The organism is Lactobacillus sp. M0396, from assembly GCF_016101625.1.
In the GTDB taxonomy this organism is placed as follows: Bacteria; Bacillota; Bacilli; order Lactobacillales; family Lactobacillaceae; genus Lactobacillus; species Lactobacillus huangpiensis.
Map to the genome: position 1 here is coordinate 1 of NZ_JACFQE010000003.1, position 15,857 is coordinate 15,857.

The window sequence follows — 15,857 nt, forward strand, 5'->3', positions numbered from 1 at the left end:
GCTGCACTTTTTTATGATTGACTAATAAACCGCGACGCCTAAGCTCTGCAGTAATACGGCGATAGCCATAGCGGTGCTTGTGTTCTTCACAGACAGCTTTGATTTCAGCCATTATTTCTCGATTATCCCAATCTTTGTCCTTCTTCTTTAAACTGTAGTAATAATTGCTACGGGATAGATGGGGCAGGTCAGGATTGGTATTAATGGCATCAAGAATAAAAGTTACGCTGACTTTAAGCTCGCGCCTTAGTTGGGTAACTGCCTGGGCTATTTCCGCGGCTTGCGGTTCTTGGTCCGCTGGTCGACTAAAGCGCTCAATTTTTTTACGAATTCGTTCTCGATTTTCAGCTTTAAGTTCTGCTGGCGTAAGCGTTCGTTCTCTTGCTTGGGCCGATGGTTTTCCTGTTTGATCAGCTGCTCTCTTTTGGTCATGGGGCGGTCGTCCTCTCTGCTTGTTAACGATATTATACCCATTTTTACGGTATTCGCGCAGCCAGTTGTACAACATGCCACTACTTTTTAAGCCCAAGTCAATAGATACTCGACGGGCAGGCTCATGTTCAACTATGATTCGCCTAAGGGTCTGCTCCTTAAAATTACTTGTATAAGCAGTGAAAGGCTGATCTAAAACAGCTAGACCGTGACGGCCAATTAAAGCCAACAAGTAATTAATATTAGTCTTGCCAACCCGATAACGCTGACTTAGCTCAGCAGGGCTTATTTGATAATCGTGCCAAAGATGATAGATTTCAACTTTATCTTGTTTAGATAATTTAGACATAAAAATAACCCCCAAATTTGTCCTAAATTTGGGGGTCATATCAATATTGAAGTGAGAATCTTTTTTATTAGTGTTAGTTTTCTATCGTTTATTTTCGTCTAGACAATATAACTGGCCAATTGTGCTTGTTCTCTAGGTGAGAGCCGCACAGCAATATGAACACCATCATTTTGATATGTCTCTGTTAATACTTGGGCATTTTCATGTAAATAGGATAAAATCTTTCCTGCGGATAAAGGCAATAACAAATTGATTTTTTTATAATTGGTAAAAATTCGTTTTGTTATTAAATCAGCGAGGGTTTCAATAGATTTAGTGTCAACTGCAGAATATAAAATGCCGCTGCCTTCAATTTGGGGATAATTACGTTCCGACTTGTCAGCCTTGTTATAGGCAGTTATTATTGGAGTGTTTTTGACACCAATTTCATTGAGCACATTTTGTGTGGTGCGAATCATCTGGATCATGTTAGGATTTGAAGCATCAACAACGTTTATTAATAAGTCGGCATCCTTAACTTCTTGCAAAGTAGCTTTAAAAGATTCAATCAAATTATGAGGTAATTTAGAAATAAAACCAACTGTGTCTGAAAGAATAAAACTAAAATTATTTTCTAAGTCTATTCTGCGTACGTTTGTATCTAATGTGGCAAATAACATATTTTTCACAAAAACTTGTTTATCGCTATGTTTAGAAAATTCTTTTAGCAGTCCATTCATTGTGGTTGATTTGCCGGCATTGGTATAACCAACAAGTGCTACTTTTGGAATATGGTTTTGATTACGCCTTTTGGCTTTGATTTGTTCCTGCTTATCAATTGCTTGCAATTCCCTTTTTATAATAGAAATTTGTTTACCAATAGTACGCCGGTTCAATTCCAGTTTGGATTCACCAGCACCACGGTTGGCAAAGCCACCGCCTGTTGAGCTACCATTACCGCGTTGCTGGTCTAAGGTATTTTCTGATGGGTGCAATCGTGGCAATTCATACTGCAAGCGTGCCAGTTGAACCTGCAGTTTTGCTTGCTTAGTGCGTGCTCTACTTGAAAATATTTCTAAAATTAATTCGGTACGGTCAATTACTCGTAATTTAGTTAATTTCTCTAAGTTCCGAATTTGAACTGGCGTCAATTCATCATTGAGTACTAGAACCTTTGCTTTTAAACCGTGTGCCATATCCTTAATTTCATTGATTTTTCCTAAGCCAAAATAAGTGCCAGCTATTATATGTTCCTCATTTTGTCGAGCTTGTCCTACAACCTCCATGTTTGCAGCTTCTGTAAGGTTAGCCAGTTCACTCATGTAGTAGTCAAAATTAGGATCATTTAAATTGGCTCCAGCAATAAATGCTTTTGTTTTACGTGGAGTATTTTCAATCATTTATTTCTCTTTCTGTAAATAAATTTATTAAGTGGTATTTCTCAAAAAAATTAAAAATTATTAATCCTCATGTTTCGTGCTTCTTTCGCGTGTATGATAGTTTAATTTTAATACAAATCGCTTTGTTTACCAAAAAGAAGAAGTAAAGTTAAAAAATAAATAATTAGCCTTTTGATAATGATATTACAAATTGTTGCTTTTGATGGACTTGCCAGTAATATATAAATTATCTTGATAATAATAATGATTAATAGTTAAAATATAAGCAGTCTATATTTAAAGAAAAGCTAAATCATCAAAAGTAAAAAAAGCACATTTCAAAAAATGCGCTTTTTTGTTGCCCAAATCTCTAGTTAACTGATTGCACCAGAAATAATAGATAACCTTGACTTTTGCTTATTCAGTCATCGTGCTTGAATATTGGTTAAAAACGATTACATCTAGAAAGAGGCTAAATAATGTCAAGCATTTACTTAGTGCTCATAGTCTACAAGAAGTTCGTAAATTACTTTTACAAATTTAGATTACTTAAATATTCACCTGCAAATCAGGAAAGGCGACTACATAAATATTGGTCGCTTTTATACTTGGCAGATAGAAAAAAAGGTGTATAATTCAATCTATTAAGGTACCTAACTAATTTTGAAATGGAGAGTATATTAAAATGGCACAAACATTAAGCTATCAATCTAATCAAAAGGTACAAAAAAATCGCTGGTGGATATTAGTTGCTGTGGGTCTGTTTACATTTATGTCAACCCTAGACGGTACGATTGTTAATATTGCTTTGCCAGTGATCAGTAAGGACTTACATATTCCGATGAGTCAATCTGAATGGGTAGTTTCGCTCTATTTGATTGTAGTTTGCAGCTTTATTTTATTTTTTGGCAAATTAAGTGACACATACGGCAAAATAAAGGTTTTTCGCTTAGGAGCCATATTCTTTGTTGCCGGTTCGTTTTTATCAGGAATTAGAATTAATTTAATGTTTTTATTAGTGGCCAGGGCACTGCAGGCTTTTGGTGCTGCCATGACCATGGCTACTAATAATGGAATCATTACTGAAATTTTTCCGGCTACTGAAAGGGGGAAGGCATTAGGTACAATCGGCTCTTTTGTTGCTCTGGGTTCCATTGCCGGTCCTGGACTTGGTGGCTTAATTTTAAGTCACCTTTCGTGGTCTTATATTTTTTGGTTAAATGTTCCTGTCGGTCTGATAGCTGCAATAATTGGGGCTATATTCCTGCCTAAGGACATTACTTTTACTAAATCTGCTTTAGATAAGGCCGGTTCTTTCAGCTTTGCTTTAGCTATGATTACTTTGTTCGGCGGTGTTTTTTTAGGGCAACAGCTAGGGTTTGGTTCCTTACCGGTTTTATTAATGTTGCTAGTAGGCCTGGTCAGTTTTATCTGGTTTGTTTACGTTGAGAATCATGTAGTAAACCCATTATTGCAATTTAAATTATTTAAAAATCCAGATTTTTCAGTTAGTCTGCTTTGTGCACTATTAATTTTTATTACTAACTTTTTCTTTAATGTGGTTACTCCTTTTTATTTGGAAAATGCTCGTCACTTGTCTCCGGGAAAAACAGGCTTGATCTTAATGATACTACCTGTAGTTCAACTATTTGCTGCCCCAGTTGCTGGCTCTATTTCTGATAAAATTGGTCCAAAATTGATTACTTTTATTGGCCTATTGCTATTGTTAATCAGTCAGATTGGTTATACACTGTGCAACTTGAACTCACCTATGTGGTTATTCATAATTAGTATTGCAATTATGGGATTGGGCAGTGGCATATTTAGCTCACCAAATAATTCTTTAGTTATGAGCTCGGTCGAACAAAAAGATTTAGGCATTGCAGGCAGTATTAATTCACTTTCTCGAAATCTTGGAATGGTCATTGGTATATCCAGTGCTACGACGGTATTATTTGCTGCAATGAGCAAAGCAAAAGGGGCGAGAGTAACAGCTTATTTGCCCAAACAACCCGAAATTTTTATTTATGGTATGCATGTAGTTTTTATTATTTCAATGGTAATTTGTTTGATTACGGTTCTATTGAGTGGATGGAGACTATTTAAAAATAATAAATAATAAAATATAAAAAAGTGTTGGATCTCAGTACAAAGATTATAAAAATCAACACTTTTTTGTTTTAAAAAATAATTTTTTAATAATTATTTCTTCTTTTTGGCAATTTGGGTATATTATGGTAGAAGGAAAGAGCAAAACGAGGAGGTTTAGGATGAACCATAAAGTTGTGACGTATCCAGCTATTTTTAAACCACTGGAAAATGATATATATGTAATCAGTTTCCCTGATGTTAAAGGTGGAATAACTGAAGGGCAAGGCTTGCGTGAGTCAATGAAAATGGCTGCTGACACACTTGCCAGCCGTCTTTATAATAAAGCAGTATTGCCCAAGGTCAGCAAGGTAAGTGATATTGAATTGCCAGATGATGGCTCATTTGTTGCACCGGTTTCTGCAGACCTAACCGAAGCTTCACGTGATCGCATTAATTACGAAATATAATATATAAAAAAGCATCCCAATTTCTTGGGGTGCCCTTTTTATTAACTTGTTCCAAAAACTTTTTATATAATTCTCGGGAACAAATTAATTATAATATATCTGAGTAAATTTTTCTAATAAATTTAGCTTCTTTTAGTAAAAATGCTTTAAAATAATCTTTAGATTAAAATGTTATCTGAAAAGCGCGGTACTATATCATTTTTTGAAAATTTAAATATAATTTTTCTGCAATAATTTGATTGAATAAAAGAAAGAATTGCAAAAAATCTTGTATTTTGAGCTCAAATTGACAATAGCACTATTTGAGTGCTATTTTTGAGAGAGAAAAAGTTTGGGAGTAGATTATGCAAACAATTGAAAGTTCTATTTTGCGTGTTGCTGTTTCTGAAAAGGGAGCTAAGGTGGTTAACTTTGTTGCCCAAAATAGTCAAATTGATTATTTTAAAGATGCTGCTACGCAAAAAGCATTAGAAGTTATTTTTAGAGGAGCCGAGCAGAAGGAAAATCTAGCAGATATCCTGCCATGGACAGTTGTAGACAAGGGAGATTCACGTGTTAGTTTGGCTTTGATTGATGACAAATCTAGTTATAAAAGGTTCCCGTTTCACTTTGAAGGAATATTAACGTACGCACTAGAGGGAAGTGGAATTGATATTAAATTTTACCTGAAAAATAATTCTAATAAAGATATGCCGTTTTCAGTAAAATTCGTGATTCCAGTTTTTTCAGGCTGGAAAGTGAATACTAATGCTAACGAAATAGTGTTAAATAAAGATAAAACTAATTTAACTGTAGCTTCTCCTAATTTAACTTTAACGGCTGAAAGCAATCAGATTAGTGCTGCTTATAATGCTGCTACACTAGCTAGTGACAGTGATGAAGATCTAAGATTAACCCTAGCCTTGAGCTAAATAATTAATGATTTTATAAGATAAAATAGACAAACCAGCAATGGTTTGTTTTTTTTGTTATAATGTAATCATTGTAATTAAAATTTGGGCAAGTAAAAAGTTATGGATCACAATGATAATCATCTGAATAAAAGTCGAGTTGAATTACATGCAAAAGATTACCATAAAAAAAGACGTATTTTAGCTTGGTTATCATGTCTTATAGCGCTTTTAGCTTCGGTTGTTTGTGTGTATTCAGCATATATTTATTTTCGTACAAAAGATACAGTTGATGACGCGTATGACGCTAAAAACAGCGTGCGGATTATAAAAGGTGAATTCAACGGTAAGAAAAAATTTGCGGTGTTGTTAATGGGCAGCGATACTGGAGCACTTGACCGTAAAGAGAAGATAGGCAACACTGACACCATTATTATTGTCGTTGTTAATCCCCAAAAGAAACGCTACACCTTAATGTCAGTTCCACGAGACACTATGGCTCAAATGGTCGGTGCTGACCAGTTTCAGGTTAAAAAAATAAATGCCGCTTATCCTGTTGGTGGGGCTGCCATGTCGATGGCAAGCGTGTCTAAATTAGTAAATGTACCAATTAAGTACTATGTTTTGGTAAATATGAAGGGCATTATGCGTCTCATCCGCTATGTTGGCGGTATTAATATCAGGCCTACTCTGAGCTTTGAGTATGGTGGTTATATTTTTAAGAAAAATCAGCTGACTCACATGGGTGGCGGTGGTGCTTTGGCATATTCACGTATGCGTTATGATGATCCAGAAGGTGATTATGGTCGTCAAAAGCGTCAGCGCCAAGTGATTACTACTATTATAAAAAAGGCAGTTTCAATTAATACTTTAACTCGCTTGGATTCAGTATTATCGTCAGTTTCTGGAAATCTTAAAACCAATTTACCCTTTGATGCATTGCGTCAGATTGCCTTCAATTATCGTGATTCTACTAAAAACGTAAAAAATGATTATCTTCATGGACACAATGCTACAATAGATGGTTCTTCTTATCAGGTGCAATCTACTAAAGAATTACAACGAGTATCAGATTACCTGCGAGCAGAACTTGGTTTACCCGAAGCGCCTGTGAATAATAATGAAACTTATCAGAATAAGCGTAATAAAATTGATGGCTTCAGTTTTAAAAACCCTGATAGCCAAGAATATCACATATATGAAGATTATCAAGATCAAAGTTACCAGGAAGAAGGTGACTATTGATAATGCGCTTGTGGTCAATCATTATTGGATATGGGTTTGGTTGTCTACTCACTGCCGTGTTGATTTGTCGTTTTGCTTTGCATCAAGATCCTACAAAGGTGGGATCAGGTAATCCGGGAACTGCAAATGTCGGAGCCGTGTTTGGGAAAAAATGGGGTATATTAACTTGTATTGGCGATATACTAAAAACTCTAATTTGTCTTTTAATAGTACACTGTTTTTTCTCAGATAGTATTGCTTTGTTATATGCAGGCTTGGGATTAATGCTAGGCCACTGTTTTCCTTTTTGGGAACATTTCCATGGTGGTAAAGGTGTAACGGTCGCTGTTATAGTAGCAGCACTATATGATACACCAGTAGCTGCAGTTACATTGTTAATTGCTTTTTTCCTGTTGATAATTTTACAAAATTTGACGGTTCCACCAATAATTTTTATAATATTGTTCAGTTTATATGAATTTTTAACAACTAAGGAAGCCGGAATCGTATTATTGATTATGACGTTGGTTATGGTCTATAAATTTAGATATGATCTTCGTGACTTTTTTGCCGGAAAAGGAAAAAAGGTTGATGTTTTATACTCAATTAAGAAAAAGTTGGGTATTAAGCGTGATAATTAATAGCATCATTTTTAGTGAGGAAAATAATTGGAAATATGAATAAAAATAAAAAATCTTTAAAAGCTATCCAGATAATCTGTCTGCTGGTAGCATCTCTGTTCATGCTGATCCAAATGTTCAACTTGAAAGGAATTGCTGCCAGAGCACATTTTTCATTTGTTCGTTTTATGCCAAATATGTTGCATAATGCGACTTTAATGATTGTTCCTATGATATTTGGTGCTGTTTATAGTAAGAAAAAACAAATTATTAGCGAAAGTTTGAAATACTGGTTGTTAGGCAGTGTGACTCTGATTGTCTATTACATTTTATTTTTCTTTATAGTTCCTACCCGCTTTAACATGTGGCGTGTATGGGGCATGCTGTTTCCGATCATTACCAGTACATCCGTTTTGTTTTCTGGTTTGATTTTCTGCTTGCTGATTCAGCCACATTTGTATGATTTTTTGCATAAGTTGACAATTAAGCAAAACCTCTTGGTGTTGAGCTTATTAACTCTGCTCGGCTTTTCTTTAAGTGCTGGCAACCTGTCATTTCAATATTCGCTATACGGTCTTTACTTGGTTTTATTTTTTGCTTGGGGAATGTTTTTAGCTAATGTCCATATTGGCAAAAAATTGCTCATCCTATCTTTAATTAGCGGTTTTCTTTCTTTCTTCATTGTGATAATCGGTGTTTCTGGGTTCGATGCTGTTTACTGGTCACAAATTATTTCCGGCAACGGGGGTGGTGACTGGAACAGGGAGTTCTTAAACAATCCTTCATCTCCGTTCATGTTTTTACTGGTAGTAGCTGTTTTCTTATTATTTAAAAAAGTTATTATGACTTTTAATAAAAAGCAAATACGCTATTTTATCCCAGTAATTATGATCATGGATGCACCCATTTCTCCGAGGTTTATGAGAGCATTTCAGTTCACTGACTCCTCAATAGTTAACAAGTTGATTATGCTTGTTATTATGCTATTAATTGTGATTGTTTGGTATCAGTTACTTGATCGCTATTTGTTTCAAATCAATCCGTTTGCAAAAATAATTAATTATTTAGATAACGAACCTAATTTAGCTAAGATATGTGAAAAAGTATGGGCAATCTTTACCAAGTTTATAGTTACTAATAGAGTAAATTTGCTTACTTGGGCCTGGTTCTACATTCTAAGCTTTGGTTCTTTCCTAATTGAATCTGATAACTTACGAATTCAAATAAGTACAGCTTCTACAATTAATGCGATAGTTTATCTTCTAGGCACTAAATTCTTTGCCATGATTTTGACAACTATCTTTCTTGATGCGTTATTCTCCGTCTTTTATTTTGTAACTACACGATACTGGACTTCAAACATTTTAGTCAGTTTGATTGCGATTGGCTGGGCTGTTGCTAATAAGATTAAGCTGATTTTACGTGGAGAGCCAATTTATCCAACTGAACTTAGTGAAATTGTTAATTGGAAAACATTAATACCAATGATCGGTAAGACTACTGTCATTGTGATTTTAGTTGCACTCGTTGTAGTTATTGCTCTTGATATTTTCTTAGAGATAAAATTCCCTGTTAAAAAGCGTGGATCATGGAAGAGACGTGGTATTTGGGCACTTTTAAGCTTATTATTATTTGTAACACCATTGCGCTTTAACCATGACGGCGGAGTTATCTATCATATCAATCGCGGTTTTGATAATAAACAAAGGTTCCGTAATCCCGAACGTGATATTCAGGTAAATGGTCCTGTACTTAATTTCTTGAATTATATTGATTTGCAAATTATGGATCAGCCTGAGGGATATTCAGAAACAAGTATCAAGCAGTTAAATAATAAATATGAAAAAGTTGCTGCTAGGATAAATAAGAAACGCAAAAATACTCTTAAAGATCAAACTATTGTCTTTAATTTGAGTGAAAGTTTTGTTGATCCAAGCACTTTCCCTACATTTAGGCTTGACCGTGATGTTCCAAATCCAGTTAAGTTTATTCAGTCAATGAAGTCACGTTCAACATACGGCAACATGCTCAGTGCTGGTTATGGTGGTGGAACAGCTAACATGGAATGGGAAACTTTAACTGGTTTAAACATGGGAATGTTTAAATCCACCTTGACCCCATATGTTCAAGTGGTTCCAAACTATGATTTTTACCCAACAATAGGGATGAACTTCGATTACAAATCTGCTGTCCACCCATTTATTGGTACTTATTACTCAAGACAAGAAGATTATCATAGGTTTAAATTTGATAAATTTATCTTTGTTGGTTCAAAATATAAGGTTATTGACCAGAAGAAATTGGGTAAGAGTGGTTATAACTCTGACTTTACTACCTATGCTAATGGTCTAAAAGAAATCAATTCCCGCGATGGTGGACAGTTTATCAACTTGATTTCAATTCAAAATCACATGCCATATAATAATTGGTATCCAAATAACGAATATATGGGTAAGATTTCTGGAGAATTATTCAATTCTCCAGCAGTACGTGATCAAATGGCTACCTACGTAAAGGGTACGCAATATACTGACAAGGCAGTTAAGCAGTTTATCAAGCAGATTGATAAAATTAAAAAGCCAATTACTTTAGTCTTTTACGGCGATCACTATCCAAGTATCCTTTCTCAAAGTTATACTGCTAAATACCCGGTACAAATGCACTCAACGCGCTACTTCATCTATTCTAATAAGTATGCTCGTCAACATGGTGCTAAAACAAGACTGCCACGTAAAGCTAATAATTTCGTCAGCTCAAGTGATTTTATTGCAATGATGCTGGAACAGACAGATTCGAAAGTTACTCCTTACCAGGCTCTGTTAACAGAAGTTCATAAGAAGTTACCGGCAATTACTATTAACTTTAAAGGTGATAAAGGCTTCGAGCTAATTGGAAGGCAAGGACAAGTAATAGAACCGAAATACTTGACCAAGAAGCAGCAGGAAGTTTTAGACGATTATGAGGCTATTCAATATGACATGACTGCCGGTAAAGCATATGGTTTAAAGATTAAAGGCTTTTATAAGTAACAAATTGTATTGACTTATTAAGAAAAAATGAGTATTATCATTTATAACAAATTTAAGTAGCACCTTGATTCAGAGTTCAGAGAACTAGCGGTTAGTGTGAGCTAGACAGGTCAAGGGTAGCGAAATACAAGTTGGGTGGTTCCCTTAAAGACCGGTATTAAGGCACTTGTTGTTAAAGTGCAAACGTGGGTGGTACCACGGCTGAAAAAGTATTTAGTCGTCCCTAGATTCTTAAATGAATCTAGGGATTTTTTATTGGAGGAAAAAAGATGGCAAACTTTGATATTTTAGCAGACTTAAAATGGCGGGGAGCGATTAACCAGCAGACTGATGAAGCAGGACTGACCAAATATTTACAAGACCACGATGACTTAGCTCTTTATTGCGGAACTGATCCTACTGGTGATTCACTGCATATCGGGCATCTTATTCCCTTCATGATTTTAAAAAGATTTCAACTGGCTGGATATCATCCTGTAATTGTTATAGGTGGAGGTACAGGAACAATTGGTGATCCGTCTGGACGTAAATCAGAGAGAGTACTCCTTAGTGCAGAAAAATTACACGAAAATGAACTTGCTCTTACAAATCAAATGGAAAAATTGTTTGGAACTGATAACTTTCAAATTGTTAACAACGCAGAGTGGCTTGATAAATTGAGTTTAATCGAGTTCCTGCGTGAATACGGCAAGCACTTCCAAGTTAATAACATGATCAATAAAGATGTTGTTGCCAGTCGCTTAGAAAATGGTATTTCCTTTACCGAATTTTCTTACCAGATTTTACAGGCCATTGATTTCTACCAGTTAAATAAAAATTATGGCGTTCAAATGCAAATTGGTGGTAGTGATCAATGGGGCAACATTACTGCAGGAATCGATTTGATTCATAAATTGATGGGATCAGACAGGCAAGCTTTTGGTTTGACTATTCCATTAATGCTAAAAGCCGATGGTACTAAATTTGGAAAATCAGCCGGTGGTGCGGTATGGCTTGATCCGGAAAAGACCAGTCCTTATGAATTTTACCAATTCTGGATCAATCAGGATGATCGTGACGTTGTAAAGTACTTGAAGTACTTTACTTTCCTTAGTCATGAAGAAATTGATGATCTGGCAGAACAAGTTAAAACTGAGCCTTCGAAGCGGACAGCACAAAAGACTTTGGCTAGAGAAGTAACAAAATTCGTTCACGGAGAAGCAGGCTTAAAAGAAGCAGAAATGATTACAGATGCTTTGTTTTCTGGAGATATTAAAAATCTTTCAGTTAAGCAGATTAAGCTGGGTTTAAAGAGTGCACCTGCAGCCGAATCAACATCTCAGAGCAAAAATATTGTAGACTTCTTGGTTGACACCAAAATCGAACCCTCTAAGCGCCAGGCTCGAGAAGATGTTACCAACGGAGCAATTTATGTGAATGGTGACCGCCAGCAGTCAGTCGACTTTGAAGTTGAACCTTCTAAGGCTTTTGACGGCAAATATGTCATTATTCGCAAAGGTAAAAGAAAATATACTTTAGTTACAATTAAAGATTAGTCTAAAACAGTCTGTTGCAAAGATAGCAAAAGACTATTTTTAGTTGTGAATTATAAAGTGTATAATAAAAAGCACTTTAATTTCTGTTCTGTATTTAAAGAGGAGGATAAAAATGCGTGCACGCGTAATACTTTATAATAAAGAAAATAAGGCTGTTTTATTAATCCACAGATTAAAAAATGGTCGTAACTACTGGGTAATACCTGGTGGTGGTGCAGAGAGCGATGAAACTCCAGTAGATACTGCAATCAGGGAAATAAATGAAGAATTAACCATTCACCTAAAGTCAGCTGACCTGATACATTTTTTTAAATGCGAAGGAAAAGAGTATGAAGAATTTTTTTACACTGAGATTCCATATATAACTGCACCTAAAATCAGTGGTGAAGAAAAAGGGCGCTCGAGCAGCAATAATGTTTATCAACCAGAATGGATAGCAGCTAAAGAGCTGCCAAAGATTAATTTAATGCCACCTGAAATAGCTGCTAAAATAGTAACTCTGATTTGACAAAAAAATGCGGTGAATTCATACTATTAAATTAGGAAGATATTTATTGATATACGTTAATAGGAGAGAAAAAATGGCTCACAGAGAAATTTTAGTAACAACTACCGAAAATATACCTGGTAAAAAATATGAAATTATTGGTGAAGTGTTTGGTTTAACAACTCAGTCTAAAAATTTGGTTAAGGATTTTGGAGCTAGTCTTAAATCAATGGTTGGTGGAGAAATTCACAGTTATACTAAAATGCTTGAAGATTCACGCAGTCAGGCATTGAGTAGATTGCGAAAAAGTGCTGAAGATGAAGGAGCAGATGCAATCGTAATGATGCGCTTTGATTCTGGTTCGATTGGTGGAGACATGCAATCTGTTGTTGCTTATGGTACTGCAGTAAGATTTATTGCAGACAACGAATAGATATAGTATTATTTGAAGTATTCGCTCTATAAGAGATGGATGCTTTTTTATTATTGTTAATTTGCCACTTTAGCTCAGGAGGCAGAGCACCGCCGTGGTAAGGAGGAGGTCCTCAGTTCAAATCTGGGAAGTGGCTTAGTTTTATAGCGGATAATTATGGCTATGTTTCTTTTTCCTGTATGATGTAAAAATAAAGCAGCTTTTAAAGTTGCTATGATAACATTTATAAACTACTTTTATGTATAAAATTTTGTCTTAAATAAGTTTAAATAAATCAATAATCTTATAATTTTATGTTGTCTAAATTACGCGCTAGTTGGCTTGAATTCTCATTCGGTTGCTGCCAAACCGCTATCGTCTCTACCAGTTGCAACGACAAAGGATTTTAATAAGTTACAGAATCTCTCTAAAAAACATGGCACTCATTGTATTAAAGCAAGAAAGTGGTATGCAAGCTTTGTTCCTGGCAATAATGTTGAGGCGTATCGCTATCTTAAATCACATAAAAGGACAGGAACTAAATCTGACCTAGGAGTTGATGACTGGGATATTTTTGTAGGTGCCGGAACAATTGCTGGTAAACGTTATTTCATTAGCAATATTGAAAACAGAGATGGAAAAACAAAGTACATGATTCCAGCAGAGTATTGTCATGTACCTTATGGCTACAAGTTTAAAAAAGGTCATGCTACAGTCCATGATTATATTGGCTCATTGGCAAATGTCTGGAATGGTTACACAGAATTAGATAATGAATATGGTCGCGCATTTACCGAAGAAAATATCATTTATAGTAATAAAGAAGATGCCACCTGTACTGTTACCTTCAAGGAAGATGGAAAAACACGTGGTAAATACAAAGGTTTCTGGATTGGGCTATGCCAATAAAATTCAGAGTTGACGGCACTGATACCTAGAAAAATTATTATCCGCTATACAACTACGTGCCAAATGGTGAATTAGTTGTGGGTTATATTAAGACAGAAGATTTGAGTCAATTTAAACAGGCAACAGTTAAATATAATCTCATTGGCACAATTACTAAGAGTCATAAATTTAAACCAGCTCGGAAAAAGTTAGATATGTAGTTAATGTGAGTGAATTAACGCCTATATTAGCTGCTATATGCTTATAGACATTTTTGACCAATATTAAATAAATTTGGTCAAATTAAAAAAAAGAGATAGACTATTAAACTAGTAGTATAAATTACTAAAGTTAATAGTCTGTTTTTTTATAATATAAAGGGTAATAAAGCTAGTAATAGCTGTTGTCGTACTCATAAAAATTAAAATAACTGAGCATTTTGGTGCCTAAGGGACTTTAAATTGCCTAAGTAAAAGCCAAGCTATTATTGGAACTGCTTATTTTATGAAAAAGTATTTTACAAATTAGAAAGGAAATTAACTTGGATTTAACTAAAGTAACTGATTTTGTTAAAGAGCAGCTGAAAAATGAAAAAACAGGGCATGATTTTTATCATGGACAACGAGTAGCTCATCTGGCCAGCAAAATGTATTTACAGGATAATCCTGATGCACATGAAGATAGCCGCATGGTTGCTATTATTGAAACTGCGGGATATTTACACGATACTATTGATGAAAAAATCTGTGCTGACCCTGATCAAGTTCTTGCCAACATTAAAGAACTGCTTCCTAAAGTTGGTTTTACTTCCCTAGAAGTCAAAGATATTTTATTCACTATGCAACATATGTCTTTTTCCGCTAATATAGAGCATCATTATCAATTGCCAGTATCAGGAGAATATGTACAAGATGCTGATCGCATTGAAAGTTTGGGTGCAATTGGCATCGCCCGTGCGTTTACATATGGCGGTGCTCATGGCAATGTTATATACGACCCTAGAATCAAACCACAGAAGCTTGTAAGTCATGATCAATATCGTGAACATACAGAAACAACAATTAACCATTTTTATGAAAAACTGTTTCATTTGGCTGATTTAATGAATACTGCTGGAGGTAAAAAAGAAGCGCAAAAAAGAACGGAATTTATGCGTGATTATGTGAAAGAATTTATGACTGAATGGAATGTTTAAGCTGCATATAGCCTTATGCGGCTTTTATTTTGCTCTTTTTAAAAACACGAACATTAAAAATCACAGCAAGTCTAACTGACTGGAAAATTTGATTTGAGGATTTTCCATTTTTAACAGTGCCCTCTTGCGCTCAAGACCACCGGCATAACCAGTTAAGGACCCATCACTGCCAATTACACGGTGACAGGGAATAATTAAACTAATTGGATTATGTTTGACTGCATTGCCAACAGCGCGCGCCAAATTTATCTTATTTTGTCCTTTTTGTACGCGATTAGATAATTCTTTATAAGTGGTTACTTCACCATAAGGTACTTTTTGTAGTTCTTTGAGCACTTTTTGACTAAAAGTAGACACATTGGGTTTAATTGATACAGCAAATGGATCAGGAGTTTGGCCAGCAAAATAGTTCGTTAGCCATTTTAGAGCTTGTTTAATAGGTCTAGTTGCAAAAACTTTGGCAGCAGTCAAATCATAGTCGGCACCAAAATATTTTTGCCCGTTAAACCATAATCCTAATAAATTTTTTTCATCACTCAAAAGAGTCAATGTTCCTAATTCTGATTCGAAAAATTCTTTATATAGCTTCATTTTATTTCTTCTGTAACAAATAACTTTTTTACTGTATTATACGTTAATTTCTGAACAATAAGTGATCTCAATTTTTAGCACTAAAGCTTACTCAAGATTTAGCAGCTTAACCAGTTCTATACGAAAATTTCAACTTTTTTCATTGTTGTATACAAAACGTTATGAATAAAGCTTAGTTTCGTTTTCATGAAAAAATAGAAATGCTATCAGATCAACACTTTATCTTGTAGTGATTTTTTGACAATGGTACCAGATGTGGTATGTTAATTAGTGTAAAAAATAGGAGGTC

Annotated in this window: 15 protein-coding genes and 1 tRNA gene; 13 read left to right on the forward strand and 3 right to left on the reverse strand. The window is 35.0% G+C overall.

Annotated elements, in window-relative coordinates; translation table 11 throughout:
* The coding region (locus tag H3T43_RS04135) for an IS3 family transposase (RefSeq protein ID WP_198212845.1) at nucleotides 1-781 on the reverse strand (781 nt) is incomplete at its 3' end.
* Nucleotides 782-879: 98 nt separating this feature from the next.
* Complete coding sequence (gene hflX, locus H3T43_RS04140) at nucleotides 880-2,160, reverse strand: GTPase HflX (protein WP_198212847.1); 1,281 nt, start codon at nucleotides 2,158-2,160, stop codon at nucleotides 880-882.
* Nucleotides 2,161-2,824: 664 nt separating this feature from the next.
* On the opposite strand from hflX, the gene H3T43_RS04145 reads away from it, so the two are divergent.
* The 13 genes from H3T43_RS04145 (at nucleotide 2,825) to H3T43_RS04200 (ending at nucleotide 14,977) form a co-directional block, all read left to right on the forward strand.
* Nucleotides 2,825-4,258: an MFS transporter gene (locus tag H3T43_RS04145; protein ID WP_198212849.1), complete on the forward strand. Its 1,434-nt coding sequence runs from the start codon at nucleotides 2,825-2,827 to the stop codon at nucleotides 4,256-4,258.
* Nucleotides 4,259-4,409: 151 nt separating this feature from the next.
* Nucleotides 4,410-4,697, forward strand: coding sequence for a type II toxin-antitoxin system HicB family antitoxin (locus tag H3T43_RS04150; RefSeq protein WP_187153967.1), 288 nt, complete (start codon nucleotides 4,410-4,412; stop codon nucleotides 4,695-4,697).
* Between the two features lie 344 nt (nucleotides 4,698-5,041).
* A complete protein-coding gene (locus H3T43_RS04155; RefSeq protein WP_198212852.1) occupies nucleotides 5,042-5,608 on the forward strand; it encodes an aldose epimerase in 567 nt (188 codons plus the stop codon).
* Nucleotides 5,609-5,710: 102 nt separating this feature from the next.
* A complete protein-coding gene (locus H3T43_RS04160) occupies nucleotides 5,711-6,832 on the forward strand; it encodes an LCP family protein (RefSeq protein ID WP_198212854.1) in 1,122 nt (373 codons plus the stop codon).
* Nucleotides 6,832-7,452, forward strand: a complete 621-nt coding sequence (locus tag H3T43_RS04165; RefSeq protein WP_198213192.1) for a glycerol-3-phosphate acyltransferase — start codon at nucleotides 6,832-6,834, stop codon at nucleotides 7,450-7,452. The genes H3T43_RS04160 and H3T43_RS04165 overlap by 1 nt, the downstream gene beginning before the upstream one ends.
* Before the next feature lie 26 nt (nucleotides 7,453-7,478).
* Entirely contained in the window at nucleotides 7,479-10,460 is a 2,982-nt protein-coding gene (locus tag H3T43_RS04170; RefSeq protein ID WP_198213194.1) for an alkaline phosphatase family protein, read from the forward strand.
* 269 nt (nucleotides 10,461-10,729) lie between these two features.
* Nucleotides 10,730-11,995, forward strand: a complete 1,266-nt coding sequence (gene tyrS / locus H3T43_RS04175) for a tyrosine--tRNA ligase (RefSeq protein ID WP_198212855.1) — start codon at nucleotides 10,730-10,732, stop codon at nucleotides 11,993-11,995.
* Nucleotides 11,996-12,107: 112 nt separating this feature from the next.
* Nucleotides 12,108-12,503 carry an NUDIX domain-containing protein gene (locus tag H3T43_RS04180; protein WP_198212857.1) on the forward strand — a complete coding sequence of 132 codons (396 nt, stop codon included), beginning with the start codon at nucleotides 12,108-12,110 and terminating at the stop codon, nucleotides 12,501-12,503.
* 73 nt (nucleotides 12,504-12,576) lie between these two features.
* Entirely contained in the window at nucleotides 12,577-12,915 is a 339-nt protein-coding gene (locus tag H3T43_RS04185) for a heavy metal-binding domain-containing protein (RefSeq protein WP_187153962.1), read from the forward strand.
* A gap of 63 nt (nucleotides 12,916-12,978) precedes the next feature.
* Nucleotides 12,979-13,051 (forward strand) — tRNA-Thr (locus tag H3T43_RS04190).
* A gap of 185 nt (nucleotides 13,052-13,236) precedes the next feature.
* Nucleotides 13,237-13,803, forward strand: coding sequence for a hypothetical protein (locus H3T43_RS04195; RefSeq protein ID WP_198212859.1), 567 nt, complete (start codon nucleotides 13,237-13,239; stop codon nucleotides 13,801-13,803).
* Nucleotides 13,804-13,880: 77 nt separating this feature from the next.
* Nucleotides 13,881-14,003: a hypothetical protein gene (locus H3T43_RS09530; RefSeq protein ID WP_255534815.1), complete on the forward strand. Its 123-nt coding sequence runs from the start codon at nucleotides 13,881-13,883 to the stop codon at nucleotides 14,001-14,003.
* A 320-nt stretch (nucleotides 14,004-14,323) separates the two neighbouring features.
* A complete protein-coding gene (locus tag H3T43_RS04200) occupies nucleotides 14,324-14,977 on the forward strand; it encodes an HD domain-containing protein (RefSeq protein WP_198212861.1) in 654 nt (217 codons plus the stop codon).
* 60 nt (nucleotides 14,978-15,037) lie between these two features.
* On the opposite strand, the gene H3T43_RS04205 is transcribed toward H3T43_RS04200, so the two are convergent.
* Entirely contained in the window at nucleotides 15,038-15,568 is a 531-nt protein-coding gene (locus H3T43_RS04205; protein WP_198212863.1) for a methylated-DNA--[protein]-cysteine S-methyltransferase, read from the reverse strand.
* Between the last annotated feature and the right edge of the window lie 289 nt (nucleotides 15,569-15,857).

What these genes read in the sequence shown, in the direction of transcription:
- H3T43_RS04150 (WP_187153967.1), top strand. Translation starts at nt 4,410, where the DNA reads ATGAACCATAAAGTTGTGACGTATCCAGCTATTTTTAAACCACTGGAA.
- H3T43_RS04145 (WP_198212849.1), top strand. Translation starts at nt 2,825, where the DNA reads ATGGCACAAACATTAAGCTATCAATCTAATCAAAAGGTACAAAAAAAT.
- H3T43_RS04185 (WP_187153962.1), top strand. Translation starts at nt 12,577, where the DNA reads ATGGCTCACAGAGAAATTTTAGTAACAACTACCGAAAATATACCTGGT.
- hflX (WP_198212847.1), bottom strand. Translation starts at nt 2,160, where the DNA reads ATGATTGAAAATACTCCACGTAAAACAAAAGCATTTATTGCTGGAGCC.
- tyrS (WP_198212855.1), top strand. Translation starts at nt 10,730, where the DNA reads ATGGCAAACTTTGATATTTTAGCAGACTTAAAATGGCGGGGAGCGATT.
- H3T43_RS04205 (WP_198212863.1), bottom strand. Translation starts at nt 15,568, where the DNA reads ATGAAGCTATATAAAGAATTTTTCGAATCAGAATTAGGAACATTGACT.
- H3T43_RS04160 (WP_198212854.1), top strand. Translation starts at nt 5,711, where the DNA reads ATGGATCACAATGATAATCATCTGAATAAAAGTCGAGTTGAATTACAT.
- H3T43_RS04180 (WP_198212857.1), top strand. Translation starts at nt 12,108, where the DNA reads ATGCGTGCACGCGTAATACTTTATAATAAAGAAAATAAGGCTGTTTTA.
- H3T43_RS04155 (WP_198212852.1), top strand. Translation starts at nt 5,042, where the DNA reads ATGCAAACAATTGAAAGTTCTATTTTGCGTGTTGCTGTTTCTGAAAAG.